Origin of the sequence: Geodermatophilus aquaeductus (genome assembly GCF_900182545.1) — a bacterium.
Classification (GTDB): Bacteria; Actinomycetota; Actinomycetes; order Mycobacteriales; family Geodermatophilaceae; genus Geodermatophilus; species Geodermatophilus aquaeductus.
On the sequence record NZ_FXTJ01000007.1, the window covers coordinates 237492 to 252068 of the forward strand.

Here is a 14577-nt window from a genome sequence, read left to right on the forward strand (position 1 = left end):
CTCGTGTCTCGGCCGCGTCCGGCTGTGTCGGCAGCACCGACGTCCGTGGAGGGATTCTGGCACCGGAACGGCCGTTGCGCCGCTCGGCCGGGGACCTACTGCGGTCGCGCCCGGGCGGCCGGACCCACCACCGGCAGCCGCACCCGGAGGACGGTCTCGCCCGGCCGGGGGTCGATGCTGATGTCGCCGCCGTGTCGCTCGACGATCCGTCGCGAGATGTCCAGCCCCAGGCCGGTCCCCTCCCCGACCCCCTTCGTCGTGAAGAACGGGTCGAAGGCGTGTGCCCGGGTCTCCTCGGACATGCCGGCGCCGGTGTCCCCCACCTCGACGACCACCGCGCTGCGCTCCCAGCTGGTCCGCACGCGCAGGGTGCCCGAGCCCCCCAGGGCGTCGAGGGCGTTGTCCACCAGGTGGGTCCAGAGCTGGTTGAGCTCTCCCGCGCGGGCGTCGATGCGGGGCACGTCGCCGCCGTACTCCCGCACGACGGTCACCTCCCGGGGGATCCGGGCGGCCAGCATCACCAGCGTGCTCTCCAGGCCCTCGGCGACGTCGGTCCGCTGCGTCGCCGCCCGGTCCAGCTGCGAGTAGGAGCGGACGGCCGCGACCAGATCGGAGATGCGCCGGGTGGACTCCTTGACCTCGGCGAGCAGGCCGGAGGCCTCCAGCGTGCTGGCCACCCACTCCAGGCCCGCGGACAGCGCCGGGTCCCCCAGGACCTGCGCGGCCCGCTCGCACCAGTCGACGTCGGCGCCCGCGCCCGCGAGCGCCGGGCCCAGGACCCAGTCCCGGGCCACGCCCCGGCCCGACAGCCAGTCGGAGAGGGCGTCCTCGCGGTCGGACAGGGCCATCGGGTCCTCACCGGGCGGCGGGGACCCGAGCTCCTGGCGCAGCGCGTCGATGCCGGTGAACTGCCCGGCGGTGACGGGGACGGCGGCCAGCCGGCGCAGCGAGGTGAGCATGCCGTCGCAGGCCTCGCCGAGGGCGTCGACGGCGCGGGTCGCGGCGGCGGCGGGGTTGTTCAGCTCGTGCGCCAGCCCGGCGGCCAGCGTGCCCAGGGCGGCCAGGGCCTCGCGCTGGCGCGCCATCGTCTCGTAGTTGCGCGCCGACCGGGACACGCCCTCGGTGAGCTGCAGGCCGAGGGGGAAGTGCGCCGTCCAGATCCGGCGCAGCTCCGCGGCCGGGACCCGGAGCACCCGGCCGGCGGTCGCGGCCCGCCCGGTGGCGAGGTAGGCGCCGTGCTCGTCCCAGGCCCGGAACCCGCCGGCCCACCGGCCCGGCACGTCCATGCTCCCGAGCTGCGTCTCGTCCCGCCCGAGGTGGCGGAGGAGGTCGATGCCGCCGTCGAGCAGCACCCACCAGTACTCGGCCGGGTGGTTCTCCTGGAACAGGACGTCCCCGGGCGCGAAGGCCACCTCGGTGCCGGCCGCCAGCAGGTCCCGCAGCTCGTCGTCGCCGGTGCCCTCGAAGAGAGCGACCCGGCGCAGGTCGTCGGGCCCCATCGCGACCTCCTGACCACCCCGTCGGGCTGGGGTCGGTGGCGCGGATACAAGCACGCCCGCGCAGCCGCGTGGCCGGTCCGCGAGCGCCCGGGGAGCGACACCTGCCCGGGGCCGACGGTGCGTCAGGTGGCGTGCGCGCCGGGTCACCTGCAGGGGGCCGACCGGCGCTGGCACCGTCCTGCAAGTGGGATCGAAGGGTGCCGCAAGCGGGGCGCGGCACGGTTCTCCCCGAGCACCCGGGGACGGCCCGGGACCGCACCGAGGAGCCTCCCGTGACCCAGGTCCACGACCCCCGCAGCACCGGCCAGCAGCACGGCCCGTACGCCCCGCCGCCCTTCCCGGCGCCCGCCGGCTACGGCGGCCCCGGCTTCCCGCCCGGCCCCGGCACCCCGGCCGGCCACGGCCGGCCGCCGAAGAAGCGGACCGGCGCGATCGTGGGCAGCATCGTCGCGGTGCTCGTGCTCGCCGGGCTCGGCGTCGGCGCGTTCCTCCTGCTGGGCTCGAAGGTCCTCGACACCGCCGAGGCCGAGCGGCAGATCGCCGCCATCGCCCAGGAGCAGGCCGGCGTCACCGTCACCGACGTCACCTGCCCCGAGGACGTCGAGCTCGCGGCCGGCACGGTCACCACCTGCACCGCCTCGCTCGAGGGCCAGGAGGTCACCTTCACCGTCGAGCAGACCGACGACGAGGGCAACGTGACCATCGACAGCGACCAGACCTACGTCCACGTGGCCGACGTCGAGGCGCTGCTGGCCGAGCAGGTCTCCGCCAGCGCCGGCGTCGAGGCCGTCGCCAGCTGCGACGGTGGCGACCACACCGTGCTCGTCGCCGCGGACGGCCTGACGCTGGACTGCCAGGTCGCCGCGGCCGACGACCCGAGCGACAGCGCCGCCGTCACCGCCACGCTGGACGCCGAGGGCAACGTCAGCTTCGAGTGACCCCGCCGCCGAGCGCCGGGCCCCGCCGGGGTCCGGCGCTCAGCGCTGTCCGGCGGGCACCCAGCCGATCGCCGGGGCGACGTACCGCGCCACGTTCTCCAGCAGCCGGGCGTTGTACTCGACGCCGAGCATGTTGGGGACGGTGAGCAGCAGGGTGTCGGCCTCGCGGACGGCGGCGTCCTTGGCCAGCTCCTCGGCGAGCTGGTCGGGCTCGCCGGCGTAGCTGCGGCCGAAGCGGGAGCGCACGCCCTCCAGCAGCCCGACCTGGTCGGTGGAGCGGCGCTCGTCGCCGAAGTAGGTGCGGTCGAGGTCGGAGACGATCGGGACGACGCTGCGGCTCACCGAGACCCGCGGCTCGTGCTCCCACCCGGCCTCGGCCCAGGCGGCGCGGTAGCGGGCGATCTGCTCGGCCTGCAGCTCGTCGAAGGGCACGCCGGTGTCCTCCGACAGCAGCGTGGAGCTCATGAGGTTCATGCCCTGACGGGCGGCCCACTCCCCCGTGGCGCGGGTGCCGGCGCCCCACCAGATGCGGTCGGCCAGGCCCGGCGACTGCGGCTGGACAGCGAGCCGGCCGCGGGCGCCGCCGGTCATCCCGGGGTCGGCGTCGACGACGGTGGCGCCCCGGACGGCGGCGAGGAACAGGGCGGTCTTCTCCCGCGCCAGGTCGGCGTCGGTCGCCCCCTCCGGCGGGACGTAGCCGAAGGCCTCCGACCCGCGCAGCGCCGTCTCCGGTGACCCCCGGCTGATGCCGAGCTGCAGCCGGCCGTCGGAGAGCAGGTCGGTGGCCGCCGCCTCCTCGGCCATGTACAGCGGGTTCTCGTAGCGCATGTCGACGACGCCGGTGCCGACCTCGACGCGCGAGGTGCGGGCGGCCATCGCGGCCAGCAGCGGGAACGGCGAGGCGAGCTGGCGGGCGAAGTGGTGCACCCGCACGAAGGCGCCGTCGAGACCGAGCTCCTCGGCGGCGACGGCGAGCTCCACGGACTGCACCAGCGCGTCGCGCGCGGTGCGCACCTGCGACCCCGGCAGCGGCTGCCAGTGGCCGAACGACAGGAACCCGATCCGCTTGTCCACGACCGCGTCAGCGCGATCCGCGGGGTCGGTGTTCCCGGTGGGATTGGTCGTCACCCGATGTGACCGGATGACCACGACTCTCCGTGCACGGGTTCCGCGGCTCCGGGCGTCCGGTCGGCCACCCTGTCCAGGTGACTCTCAGCGCCCCCCACGTGCCGCGGCCCCGAGGCGACCAGCCCGGTGAGCCCGGCGGCGTCCCGGCGGGGACGAGGCTGCGGGCCATCGACACGTTGCTGGCCGACCGCGGCCAGATGTTCCGCGCCCTGTTCCTGTCCTCCCCGGTGCCGAAGGCCCTCGTGGGCCTCGACGGCCACCTGCTCGTCGTCAACGACGCGCTGTGCGCGCTGTCCGGCCGCGGCATCGACGACATGGTCGGCCGGCACGTCGACCTGCTCGCGCACCCCGACGAGGCGCCGATCCCCGACAGCCCGACCGGCGCCGTCGCCGGCAGCGTCCCGGGGCTGGACCCGTGGCTGCGCCAGGACGGCGAGCGCCGCCTGCGCCGCGCCGACGGAAGCGAGCTGTGGGTGCAGCAGTCCCACGACGTCGTCCACCGCAGCACCGGCGAGCCGCACTTCGTCGTCCTCTCGCTGGTCGACGTCACCGACCGGCGGCGCGCCGAGGAGGACCTGGTCCGCCGGGCGTTCACCGACCCGCTCACCGGGCTGCCCAACCGCCGCGCGCTGACCGACCGGCTCAACCACGCCCTCGCGCTGTCCCGCCGCCGGGGGCTGCAGGTCGGCCTCGTGCACCTCGACCTCGACCGGTTCCAGGCGGTCAACGACACCCTCGGCACCGAGGCCGGCGACCAGCTGCTCAGCCAGGTCGCCGACCGGCTGCGCTGGAGCACCCGGGTCGAGGACACCGCCGTCCGGCTGGGCGCCGACGAGTTCCTGATCCTCGCCGAGGACGTCGAGGACCTCGACGGGCTGCGCGCGCTGGCCGACCGGCTGCTGTCGGTGCTCGACGACCCGTTCCAGCTCGGCGGCCGGGAGATCGTGCTGTCGGCCAGCGTCGGCCTGACGATGGGCTCCGACGTCGCCCCCGACGACCTGCTGCGCCAGGCGCACAGCGCGCTGATGCGCGCCAAGAAGGACGGCAGCCGGGCGCGCATCGAGGTGCACGACGGCGGCCTGACCGAGGACGAGGTCGACCTGCTGCAGTTGGAGACCGACCTGCGCCGGGCGCTCGACGGCGACGAGCTGCGGCTCTTCTACCAGCCGATCGTCTCCCTGGCCGACGAGACGCTGCTCGGCTACGAGGCGCTCATCCGCTGGCAGCACCCCACCCGCGGGCTGCTCCCGCCCGGCGCCTTCCTCGACGCGGCGGAGAACAACCGGCTCACCTCCCGGCTGGGCGCCTGGGTGCTCCGCCAGGCCTGCACCGACGCCGCCGGGTGGCCGGCCGGGCTGCGCGTGCACGTCAACGTCTCCGCCCGCCACCTCGCGGAGGAGGGCTTCAGCGAGCTCGTCGTCGCCGCGCTGGAGGAGTCGGGCCTGCCGCCCGAGCGCCTGGAGCTGGAGATCACCGAGTCGACGGCGCTGTTCGCCGCCGAGGCCACGCTGCAGGCCGTCCAGGAGGTGACCGCCCGCGGCGTGACGCTGGCGCTCGACGACTTCGGCACCGGCTACTCGGCCATCACCGCGCTGCACCGGCTGCCGATCCACACCGTCAAGATCGACCGCTCGTTCGTCGCCGACGTCGTCACCCGGCCCTCCACCGCCGCGCTGGTCCAGGGGCTGCTCAATCTCGGCCAGGGCATGGGCCTGCAGGTCATCGCCGAGGGCATCGAGGACCTCGAGCAGGCCGACTGGCTGCGCCGGCACGGGTGCGCGATGGCGCAGGGCTACGCCTTCGGCCGCCCGGCCCCGCTGCCCAGCCGCGCCGAGGCCCTGATGGCCGAGGTGCTCGTCGAGCAGGCCGCCGAGGAGGCCGCCGCCGTCCTCGAGGCCGTGACCGGCGAGCTCGAGGCGGTCACCGGCGAGCTGCCCCCGGTCCCGGACCCGGCCGGCGCCGACGGCGTCGACCTGTTCCTCCTCGACGACGTCGAGACCCCGCCGGCCCGGCCGTTCCTCGTGGTCGTCGACGACCACCCCGACGAACCCGCCGACGAGCCCGACGACGAGGACCCGCCCCGCTCCTGACGTCCCACGTGCACTTCCGCGGAAGTGCACCGTGCATCTCCGCGGAGTTGCACCGCCTCGGACCGAGGGGCGTCAGCCTCGGGCGAGCGTCAGCGGCACCGGCCGCTTCGGCGCCCGCCCGTCACCGGAGGAGCGGCCGCGCACCCGGCGGGCGATCCACGGCGCGACGAAGCCGCGCACCCAGGCGGCCTCCTCGGCCAGCGCCGCGCGCAGCGCCCGGGGCGGGGCCGGCGGCAGCGGCGTGCGCCAGTCGTCGCCCTCGGCGACCGGGACGCCGAGGGCGGCGGCCGCGGCCAGCGCCGTGCGCCGGTGACCCTCGGCGGTGAGGTGGATGCGGTCGCTGTCCCACAGCCGCCAGTCCAGCAGCCAGTCGGCACCCCACTGGTCGAGGACGACGGCGCCGTGCCGCGCGGCGATCGACCACAACGAGGCGTTGAAGACCGCGACCCGGCCGCGGGTGCGCCGGATGATCGGCGTCAGCCGCGGGTCGACGCCGGTGGCCAGCAGCACGTCGGTGCCGTCGGCGCGGAACCCGGCCACCGCCTCCTCCAGCGCCGCGGCCAGCCGGTCGGGGTCGGCGCCGGGGCGCAGCAGGTCGTTGCCGCCGGCCACCAGGCTGACCAGGTCGGGCCGGGCGGCGCGGGCCACCGGCACCTGCTCGGCCAGGACCTGTGGCAGCAGCCGGCCGCGGATGGCCAGGTTGGCGTACTCGACGTCGGCGTCCGGCTGCGCGGCCGCAGCGTGGACGGCCAGGTGCTCGGCGAGCCGGTCGGCCCAGCCGCGGTACTCGCCGGGACGGTCGGGATCGGGGTCGCTGAGCCCCTCGGTGAAGGAGTCGCCGAGGGCGACGTAGCGGCGCCAGGAACGGTGGGACGGGGCGAGCACGTCCCCCACTCCAGCACGGTGAGGGGGGACACAGCGCGCCGAGTCAGCCGCGCCAGGCCTCGAGCAGCCGCAACCAGATCTCGCTGATCGTCGGGTAGGCCGGGACCGCGTGCCACAGCCGCGCGATCGGCACCTCGCCCACGACGGCGACCGTGGCCGCGTGCAGCAGCTCGGCCACCGCCGGGCCCACGAAGGTGACGCCGAGCAGCACCTCGCGCTCGGTGTCGACGACGGCGATCGCGGTGCCCTCGTAGCCGTCGGCGAAGAGCGAGGCGCCCGCGACCGAGCCGATCGGGTACTCGACGACGCGGTGCGGCAGCCCCTGCTCGCGCGCCTGGGCGCTGGTCAGCCCGACGCTGGCCACCTGCGGGTCGGTGAAGACGACCGACGGCGTGGCGGCGCGGTCGGCGGTGGCCGCGTGCGGCGACCAGTCGGCGCCGGAGACCTCCTTGCCGCGCGCGCGGGCGACGATCGCCGCCCCGGCCTGGCGGGCCTGGTACTTGCCCATGTGGGTGAGCAGCCGGCGGCCGTTGACGTCGCCGACGCCGTAGAGCCACGGCAGCCCGCGCACCCGCAGCGTGTCGTCGACGTCGAGGTAGGCGCCCTCCTCGAGCCCGAGGGCGTCCACGCCGATGCCGGTGGTGCGCGCCTTGCGCCCGACGGCCACGAGCACCTCGTCGCCCCGCACCTCGCCCTCGGCGGTCGTGAGCACGACCTCGTCGTCCTCGCGGCGGGCGGCGCGGACCTCGGAGTCCAGCCGGACGTCGACACCGCGGTCGCGCAGCGAGGCCAGCACGGCGTCGCCGGCCTGCGGCTCGGCGCCGGGCAGCAGCCGGTCGCCCTGCTGGAACAGCGTCACCTGCGACCCGAGGGCGTTCCAGGCGAAGGACATCTCGCAGCCCACGTAGCCGCCGCCGACGACGAGCAGCCGGCGCGGGGGCTCCTTGGCGCTGGTGGCCTCCCGCGGGGTCCACGGCTGCACGCCGGGCAGGCCCTCGACCGGCGGGACGGCGGCCTCCGAGCCGGTGCAGACGGCGACCGCGTGCCGGGCGCTCAGCGTCGTCTCGCCGCCGTCGGCGCGGGTGACGACGACGGTGCGCTCCCCGGTGAGCCGCGCGGTGCCGCGGACCAGGTCGATCCCGGCGCCCTCGACCCACCGCACCTGGCTCGAGTCGTCCCAGTCGTGGGTGAAGGCGTCCCGGCGCTCGAGGGTGGCGGTCACGTCCTGCTCGCCGGTGACGGCGGCCGCCGCGCCCTTGACCGCCCGCGCCTCCTCGAGGGCCTCGGTGCCGCGCAGCAGCGCCTTGCTCGGCATGCACGCGTAGTAGGAGCACTCGCCGCCCACGAGGTGCTCCTCCACCAGCACCGCGGACAGGCCGCCCCGCACGACGACGTCGGCGACGTTCTCGCCGGTCGAGCCGGCTCCCATCACGACGACGTCGTAGGTCTTCTCGTCTGCGCTGCTCACGGGGCCATCCTGGCCGGTGTGGTCGACTGGCCGCATGCCCGTGTCCCCCGCCGAGTTCGGCGCGGCCCTGCGCCAGTACGCCGCGGGCGTGGCCCTGCTGACCGTGCGGGACGACATCGACGACGTCGGGACGACGGTCTCCTCGGTGATGAGCGTGTCGGCCGGCCCGCCGCTGGTGGCCGTGGGGCTGACCGCCGACGGCTACCCGGCCGAGGTGCTGGAGGCCGTGGGCACCTGCGGGCTGACCGTGCTCGCGGCCGGGCAGGCCATCCTCGCCAGCCGGTTCTCCTCGGCCGGGCGGCCCTCGGCGCGGCACCTGCTGGAGTCGGTGCCGTGGTCGCGGGCGCCGGGCAGCGGGGCGATCGTGCTCGACGGCGGCGTCGTCGCGCTGGACTGCCGGCTCGACCGCCTGGTCCCGGCCGGGGACCACGTGCTGGCGCTGCTCGCCGTCGAGGCGGTGCCGGTGCTGCACGACGGCGCGGCACCCCTCCTCCGCCTGCGCGGCCGCTACACCGACGCTCCGTAGCGGCAGAGATGGCCATTTCTGCCGCGTCTACCCGCAACGGCCCCGGCGGGGAGTCTGGGGACTAGCGTCGGGGGCGATGAGCGAGCCGCAGACCCCCGTGCCCTCCGGGCTCCGCCGGGCCCTCGCCCGTGCCGAGCGCGGCGTGACCCTCGACGCCGCCGAGGCCGAGGTCCTGCTGTCGGCCCGCGGTCTGGGCGACGGCGACCCGCTGGACCGGCTGCTGACCGCCGCCTCCCGCGTCCGCGACGCCGGCCTCGCCTCGGCCGGGCGCCCCGGGATCGTCACCTACAGCCGCAAGGTGTTCATCCCGCTCACCCACCTGTGCCGCGACCGGTGCCACTACTGCACCTTCGTGACGACGCCCGGGCAGCTGCGCCGCGAGGGGAAGGCGCCGTTCCTCTCCCCCGACGAGGTGCTCGACATCGCCCGCCAGGGCGCGGCGCTGGGCTGCAAGGAGGCCCTGTTCACCCTCGGCGACCGCCCGGAGGACCGCTGGCCGGTCGCGGCGGAGTGGCTGGAGGCGCACGGCTTCGACTCCACGCTGGGCTACCTGCGGGCGATGGCGGTCCGGGTGCTGGAGGAGACCGGGCTGCTGCCGCACCTCAACCCCGGGGTCATGACCTGGGAGGAGGTGCAGCGGCTCAAGCCGGTGTCGGCCTCGATGGGGATGATGCTGGAGACGACGGCGACCCGGCTGTGGTCCGAGCGCGGCGGTCCCCACTACGGCTCCCCCGACAAGGAACCCGCCGTCCGGCTGCGGGTGCTGGAGGACGCGGGGCGCTCGGCGGTCCCGTTCACCACCGGCGTGCTGCTGGGCATCGGCGAGACGCCTGCGGAGCGGGTCCACGCCGTCCTGCAGATCCGCGCCTCGCACTCCCGGCACGGGCACGTGCAGGAGGTCATCGTCCAGAACTTCCGCGCCAAGCCGCGCACCGCGATGGCCGCGCACGACGACCTCGCGCTGCAGGAGTACGTGGCCGCCGTCGCCGTCACGCGGCTGCTGCTCGGACCGCGCGCGCGGGTGCAGGCCCCGCCGAATCTCAGCGACTCCACCGAGCTCGGGCTGCTGCTGCGGGCCGGCGTCGACGACTGGGGCGGCGTCAGCCCGCTCACGCCCGACCACGTCAACCCCGAGCGGCCCTGGCCGAACATCGACAAGCTCGCCGCGCTGACCGCCGAGGGCGGGTTCACCCTGCGCGAGCGGCTGGCCGCCCAGCCGCGCTACGTGCTGGAGCCCGAGCCGTGGCTGGACCCGCGGGTGCGTCCGCACGTGTCCGCCCTGGCCGGCGACGACGGCCTCGCGCTGGAGGGCCGGATCCCCACCGGGCTGCCGTGGCAGGAGCCCGACGAGGCGTGGGTGTCCTCCGGCCGCACCGACCTGCACGTGGAGGTCGACACCGTCGGGCGCACCGGCGACCGGCGCAGCGACTTCGACGCCGTCTACGGCGACTGGGCCGACCTGCGCTCGCGCACCGAGAAGGCCCGCGACGGCTCCTCCACCGCGCTCGCGGTGGGCGACCCCGAGGTGGCCGCGGCGCTGCGGCACGCCGAGCGCGACCCCGCCGGGCTGTCCGACGCGGAGTACCTGGCGCTGCTGGGCGCCGACGGCCCCGACCTCGCGGCGCTGACCGCGCTGGCCGACGCCGTCCGCCGCGACGTCAACGGCGACGACGTCACCTACGTCGTCAACCGGAACGTCAACTTCACCAACGTCTGCTACACCGGCTGCCGGTTCTGCGCCTTCGCCCAGCGGCGCACCGACGCCGACGCCTACACGCTGTCGCTGACCGAGGTCGGCGACCGGGTGGACCGCGCCTGGGCCGCCGGCGCCACCGAGATCTGCATGCAGGGCGGCATCCACCCCGACCTGCCCGGCTCGGCCTACCTCGACCTGATCGGCGAGGTGAAGCGGCGGCAGCCGGAGATCCACCTGCACGCGTTCTCGCCGATGGAGATCGTCAACGCCGCGGCGCGCACCGGGCTGTCGTTCGAGGACTTCCTGCTCGCGGCCAAGGAGGCCGGGCTCGACTCGGTCCCGGGCACGGCGGCGGAGATCCTCGACGACGACGTCCGCTGGGTGCTGACCAAGGGCAAGCTGCCCGCCGCCACCTGGCTGGAGATCATCGGCACCGCGCACCGCGTGGGCATCCCGACGACGTCGACGATGATGTACGGCCACGTGGACACCCCCGCCCACTGGGTGGCGCACCTGCGGACCCTCGCCCGCCAGCAGGACGAGACCGGCGGGTTCACCGAGTTCGTGCTGCTGCCGTTCGTGCACCACAACTCGCCGATCTACCTCGCCGGCGTCGCCCGGCCCGGACCCACGGTGCGGGAGAATCGCGCCGTGCACGCCGTCGCCCGGCTGCTGCTGCACGGCCGGATCAGCAACATCCAGACCTCGTGGGTCAAGCTCGGCGACGCCGGCACGCAGGCGGTGCTGCAGGGCGGCGCCAACGACCTCGGCGGCACGCTCATGGAGGAGACGATCAGCCGGATGGCCGGCAGCGAGAACGGCTCGCTGAAGACCGTCGCCGAGCTCGAGGCGATGGCCGCCGCGATCGGCCGGCCCGCCCGCCAGCGCACCACCGGCTACGGCACGCCGTCCGAGGAGCGGCTGGCGACCGCCCGCTCCGACGCCGGCCGCCGCGCGCTGACCCTCTCGATCACGCCGGTCTGACCCCGGCCCGCTCACGCCGCACCCGGTAGTACAGGAGCACGATCCCGGAGGGGAACGGCCGGCACTCCACCAGCTCCAGCCTCGTGCTCGACGTCAGCGGGCCGAAGAAGCGCACGCCGCCCCCGAGGACGACGGGGACGACGGAGACGGCGAGCTCGTCGACGAGGCCGAGCTCGAGGAGCTGGGTGACCAGCTGCCCACCGCCGAAGACGCAGATGTCCCGGCCGGGGTCGATCTCGGACCGGACGGTGGGGACCAGGTCCCTCAGGTCGCCGGAGTACCGACGCACGCCCCGACCGGTCGGGAGGTCGGCGTCGTGGGTGACCACCCAGGTCGGGACGCTCCCGATGCCTCCGGCGCCGCCCATCTCCCGGTAGGTGGTCGCCCCGACGACGTAGGCCCCGGTGCGTGCCTCGGTGTCCGCGAAGCCGTAGTCCTCGCCCGGGGCCATGGCGTCGTTGAGCCACGCCAGGTCCCCGGACGCCGACTGGACGAAGCCGTCCAGGCTGGCCGCCATCCCGGCGAAGACCGTCGCCATGGCCGACGAGCGTAGGCCGGGAGGGCCCGCCGGAGCGATGAGATCGACCGGCTCGGGCCGTCTCCCCTGTGAGCGACGAGACGAGGAGGTCATCCCCATGCTGACCGACACGAGGGCCTTCAGCGGCATCGCCGTCCGCGACCTGGCGGCGGCCCGGCAGTTCTACGGCGAGGTGCTCGGGCTGCGCACGTCGGAGGACCACGGCAACCTCTGGCTGCACCTGGCCGGCGGCCGGGACACCTTCGTCTACGAGCAGCCCACCGCCACGCCGGCCAGCTACACCGTCCTGAACTTCGAGGTGGCCGACGTCGGCGCCGCGGTCGGCGAGCTCACCGCGCGCGGGGTGCGGTTCGAGCACTACGAGGGCGCCCCGCAGGACGAGCACGGGGTCATGCGCGGGGAGGGCCCGGACATCGCCTGGTTCACCGACCCCTCGGGCAACGTCCTCTCGGTGATCGCCGCCGGCTGAACCGGTCGAGCGCTCCGGTCCGACCGCTCCTCGTGGACACCGGACGGCCGCCCGGACAGGCTGGTCCCTCGGGCACGCGCGAGAGGAGCAGCCGATGGCCGGGCGTTACGAGTACAAGGTCGAGGAGATCCGCGAGGGCATGATCGGCGGGAAGATGTCCGGCGACAAGCTCGAGAAGGTGCTCAACTCCCATGCCCGGGAGGGCTGGCAGCTCAGGGCGATCACCTCCGTCGACGTGAAGGGCCGCATCGGACCGGGCAGCGTCGAGGGCCTCCTGGTGACCTTCGAGCGCCCCCTGATCTGAGGGCCCCACGAGGGCCGGGCGCACCGGTGGGCCGCCGCGGACTCCCGCGACGGCCCACCGGGACCTGCTACTACCTCACGCCGCCGGGTAGTCGACGACGTACTGCGGCGTGCCCTGGTTGCTCGGGTCCGCCTGGGTGCCCACGTCGTTCACCACGTGCCGGATGATCCCGAGCCCGTCGAGGTGGACGGTGGCCACGTGGTGCAGCCGCACCCCCGGCGTCTCCGGCACCTCGAAGCCGCTCTCGGTGGTGATCCCCGGACCGGCGTTGCGCTGGTAGCCGTACACGCCGCCGCCGTAGAGGCGGTGCCGCTGCACGTCGTCGGCGACCTTGTAGCCGGCCCAGCCGAGCGTGCCGTCGGGCTGCTGCCAGTCGGCCTGCGACGGCGGGTCGTAGGGCAGCTCGTTCTGGTACAGCACCGTGGTGCCGTCCTCGCCGTTCCAGATCGTGTTGTAGGTCTGGAAGTGCTCGACGAACAGGCCGGTCGCGGTCACGCGGTCGCCGTTGACCTCGGCGCCCACGCGGCCGGTGTTGGTCCGCCAGCGGTCGGTGTCGCCGTTGACGCCCTGGGTGAAGCCGGGCTCGACGCCGTGGTCGGCACGCCACACCCACGTGTGGTCGATCAGGACGTCGTCGCTGTTGACCTCCAGCGCGGTGTCCACCTTGCCCACGTGCGGCCCGCCGACGCGGAAGAAGACGTCGGACAGCGTCGTCGGGTCCGCGGCGTCGGAGCGGCCGCCGTTGCCGTTGGGCCTGCCCACCTGCAGCAGCGACGGCGACTCGACCGTGCCGGCGTCGATGGTGACACCGGCGACGACGGCACCGGGCACGTCGGCGATCGTCATCGGCACTGCGCCGCCGACCGCGGTCAGCGTGGCCTGGCCGAGGCCGAGGACCACGGTGCCCGCGCGCTTGACCTCGATGCTGCGCGCGACGTCGTAGACGCCGGGGGTGAGCAGCAGGTGCCCGCCGCGGGCCAGGTGGTTGTTGATCTGCTGCACCGGCGTCGACGGGGTGGCGACGAGGAACTCGGTGATCGGGATGGTCCGCCCCGGGGTCTCACCGTCGGCCCAGCTGGTACCCGACGAGTTCCGCTGCGCCGAGGGCACCCGCACGTTCCACCGACCGGCGTCGTCGACGAACAGGTAGGGCTTCTCCCGGCTGACCGGGGTGGTGTCCAGCGTCGTGTACGGCGGGTTCGGGTAGCCGGCCTCGCTCGGGGCGCCCTCGACGCCGGAGAAGACCTGGTTCCACACGCCGTTGGACCAGGACCCGACCGTGCTGTTGCGGGTGAACCACTGCTGCTGCGAGCCGTTGACGACGGCCGGCAGCGCCGAGTCGGCGATGAAGCCGCCGCTGGCGTACTGCGGGCCGGCGGTGCAGTAGTCCATCAGCGACAGGTTCCCGCCGGTGATCGCCACGCGGCGCATGGAGACCGCCTGCGACACCGCCCAGAAGTTCGTCGGCGCGCGACACCCGTCCTGGCCGGCACCGTTCACGTCGATCGTCAGGTTCGACACGGTGCGCCAGAAGTTGTTCAGCGCGATGCAGTTGCTGGTGCCGCCGTCCTCGAGGCAGCGGTTGTAGACCTCGACCTTGCCGTTGATGACCACGTCGGACGGCGAGTCGCCGAGGCCGCTGACCTCGGTGTAGTAGCCGACCTTGATCTGCAGCGGCTGGGCGTCGGTGCCGTAGGTGCCGGGACGGAAGAGGTAGGCGTAGCGCTCGCTGCCCATCTCGTTGTCCTTCTGGCGCTGCCAGGTCGCGTCCAGCGTGGCCTGGATCTGGCTGACGGGCATGCTCGGGTCGAAGACGGTGACGTTCGCGCCGAGGGCCGGCGCGGTGGGGCTGGTCGAGGGCGGCGGGGCCGCTCCGGCCACGCCCGCGGTGAGCGGGGACAGGGACAGCGCCGTCGCCAGGGCGAGGGTGGCGCCCAGACGGCGCCGCAGGGCGGGGGACTTCTGTGGGTGCACGGACGTCCTCATCGTCGAGGTGTACGCACGGTGTGACTGGTGTCACGGTGCGTCGACACCTTAGAGGACGACCAGGAC

12 protein-coding genes are annotated in these 14577 nt (G+C 74.9%); 6 read left to right on the forward strand and 6 right to left on the reverse strand.

Annotation, left to right across the window (positions count from 1 at the left end; all coding sequences use genetic code 11):
* Positions 1-95: 95 nt before the first annotated feature.
* Positions 96-1499, reverse strand: a complete 1404-nt coding sequence (locus FN207_RS17925) for an ATP-binding protein (RefSeq protein WP_142459805.1) — start codon at positions 1497-1499, stop codon at positions 96-98.
* A 272-nt stretch (positions 1500-1771) separates the two neighbouring features.
* On the opposite strand from FN207_RS17925, the gene FN207_RS17930 reads away from it, so the two are divergent.
* The gene (locus FN207_RS17930) at positions 1772-2437 is read left to right on the forward strand and encodes a DUF4333 domain-containing protein (RefSeq protein ID WP_185938407.1); all 666 of its coding nucleotides are present in this window, start codon (positions 1772-1774) and stop codon (positions 2435-2437) included.
* Positions 2438-2476: 39 nt separating this feature from the next.
* Here the strand turns inward: FN207_RS17930 and FN207_RS17935 are convergent, their stop codons facing one another.
* Positions 2477-3565: an LLM class flavin-dependent oxidoreductase gene (locus FN207_RS17935; RefSeq protein WP_246066147.1), complete on the reverse strand. Its 1089-nt coding sequence runs from the start codon at positions 3563-3565 to the stop codon at positions 2477-2479.
* A gap of 77 nt (positions 3566-3642) precedes the next feature.
* Here FN207_RS17935 and FN207_RS17940 point away from each other — a divergent pair, with 77 nt between their 5' ends.
* Complete coding sequence (locus tag FN207_RS17940) at positions 3643-5655, forward strand: putative bifunctional diguanylate cyclase/phosphodiesterase (RefSeq protein WP_246066149.1); 2013 nt, start codon at positions 3643-3645, stop codon at positions 5653-5655.
* A gap of 72 nt (positions 5656-5727) precedes the next feature.
* Here FN207_RS17940 and FN207_RS17945 read toward each other — a convergent pair whose 3' ends face one another.
* Together FN207_RS17945 and FN207_RS17950 are read right to left on the reverse strand one after the other, a co-directional pair.
* A complete protein-coding gene (locus FN207_RS17945; protein WP_221888266.1) occupies positions 5728-6540 on the reverse strand; it encodes an SGNH/GDSL hydrolase family protein in 813 nt (270 codons plus the stop codon).
* A gap of 43 nt (positions 6541-6583) precedes the next feature.
* A complete protein-coding gene (locus tag FN207_RS17950) occupies positions 6584-8008 on the reverse strand; it encodes a dihydrolipoyl dehydrogenase family protein (RefSeq protein ID WP_246066150.1) in 1425 nt (474 codons plus the stop codon).
* A gap of 34 nt (positions 8009-8042) precedes the next feature.
* Here FN207_RS17950 and FN207_RS17955 point away from each other — a divergent pair, with 34 nt between their 5' ends.
* Together FN207_RS17955 and FN207_RS17960 are read left to right on the forward strand one after the other, a co-directional pair.
* Positions 8043-8534, forward strand: a complete 492-nt coding sequence (locus tag FN207_RS17955; protein WP_142459809.1) for a flavin reductase family protein — start codon at positions 8043-8045, stop codon at positions 8532-8534.
* Between the two features lie 76 nt (positions 8535-8610).
* Complete coding sequence (locus tag FN207_RS17960; RefSeq protein WP_142459810.1) at positions 8611-11214, forward strand: bifunctional FO biosynthesis protein CofGH; 2604 nt, start codon at positions 8611-8613, stop codon at positions 11212-11214.
* On the opposite strand, the gene FN207_RS17965 is transcribed toward FN207_RS17960, so the two are convergent.
* Positions 11201-11752, reverse strand: coding sequence for a dihydrofolate reductase family protein (locus tag FN207_RS17965; protein ID WP_221888268.1), 552 nt, complete (start codon positions 11750-11752; stop codon positions 11201-11203). The two genes, FN207_RS17960 and FN207_RS17965, sit on opposite strands and share 14 nt — an antisense overlap.
* Before the next feature lie 97 nt (positions 11753-11849).
* Here FN207_RS17965 and FN207_RS17970 point away from each other — a divergent pair, with 97 nt between their 5' ends.
* Together FN207_RS17970 and FN207_RS17975 are read left to right on the forward strand one after the other, a co-directional pair.
* A complete protein-coding gene (locus tag FN207_RS17970) occupies positions 11850-12221 on the forward strand; it encodes a VOC family protein (RefSeq protein ID WP_142459811.1) in 372 nt (123 codons plus the stop codon).
* A 94-nt stretch (positions 12222-12315) separates the two neighbouring features.
* The gene (locus tag FN207_RS17975) at positions 12316-12525 is read left to right on the forward strand and encodes a DUF4177 domain-containing protein (protein WP_142459812.1); all 210 of its coding nucleotides are present in this window, start codon (positions 12316-12318) and stop codon (positions 12523-12525) included.
* A gap of 75 nt (positions 12526-12600) precedes the next feature.
* Here the strand turns inward: FN207_RS17975 and FN207_RS17980 are convergent, their stop codons facing one another.
* Entirely contained in the window at positions 12601-14499 is a 1899-nt protein-coding gene (locus FN207_RS17980) for a glycosyl hydrolase family 28-related protein (RefSeq protein WP_221888269.1), read from the reverse strand.
* Positions 14500-14577 lie beyond the last annotated feature (78 nt).

Coding starts and splice junctions, on each gene's coding strand:
- FN207_RS17925 (WP_142459805.1), bottom strand. CDS start 1,499: ATGGGGCCCGACGACCTGCGCCGGGTCGCTCTCTTCGAGGGCACCGGC.
- FN207_RS17955 (WP_142459809.1), top strand. CDS start 8,043: ATGCCCGTGTCCCCCGCCGAGTTCGGCGCGGCCCTGCGCCAGTACGCC.
- FN207_RS17960 (WP_142459810.1), top strand. CDS start 8,611: ATGAGCGAGCCGCAGACCCCCGTGCCCTCCGGGCTCCGCCGGGCCCTC.
- FN207_RS17965 (WP_221888268.1), bottom strand. CDS start 11,752: ATGGCGACGGTCTTCGCCGGGATGGCGGCCAGCCTGGACGGCTTCGTC.
- FN207_RS17970 (WP_142459811.1), top strand. CDS start 11,850: ATGCTGACCGACACGAGGGCCTTCAGCGGCATCGCCGTCCGCGACCTG.
- FN207_RS17975 (WP_142459812.1), top strand. CDS start 12,316: ATGGCCGGGCGTTACGAGTACAAGGTCGAGGAGATCCGCGAGGGCATG.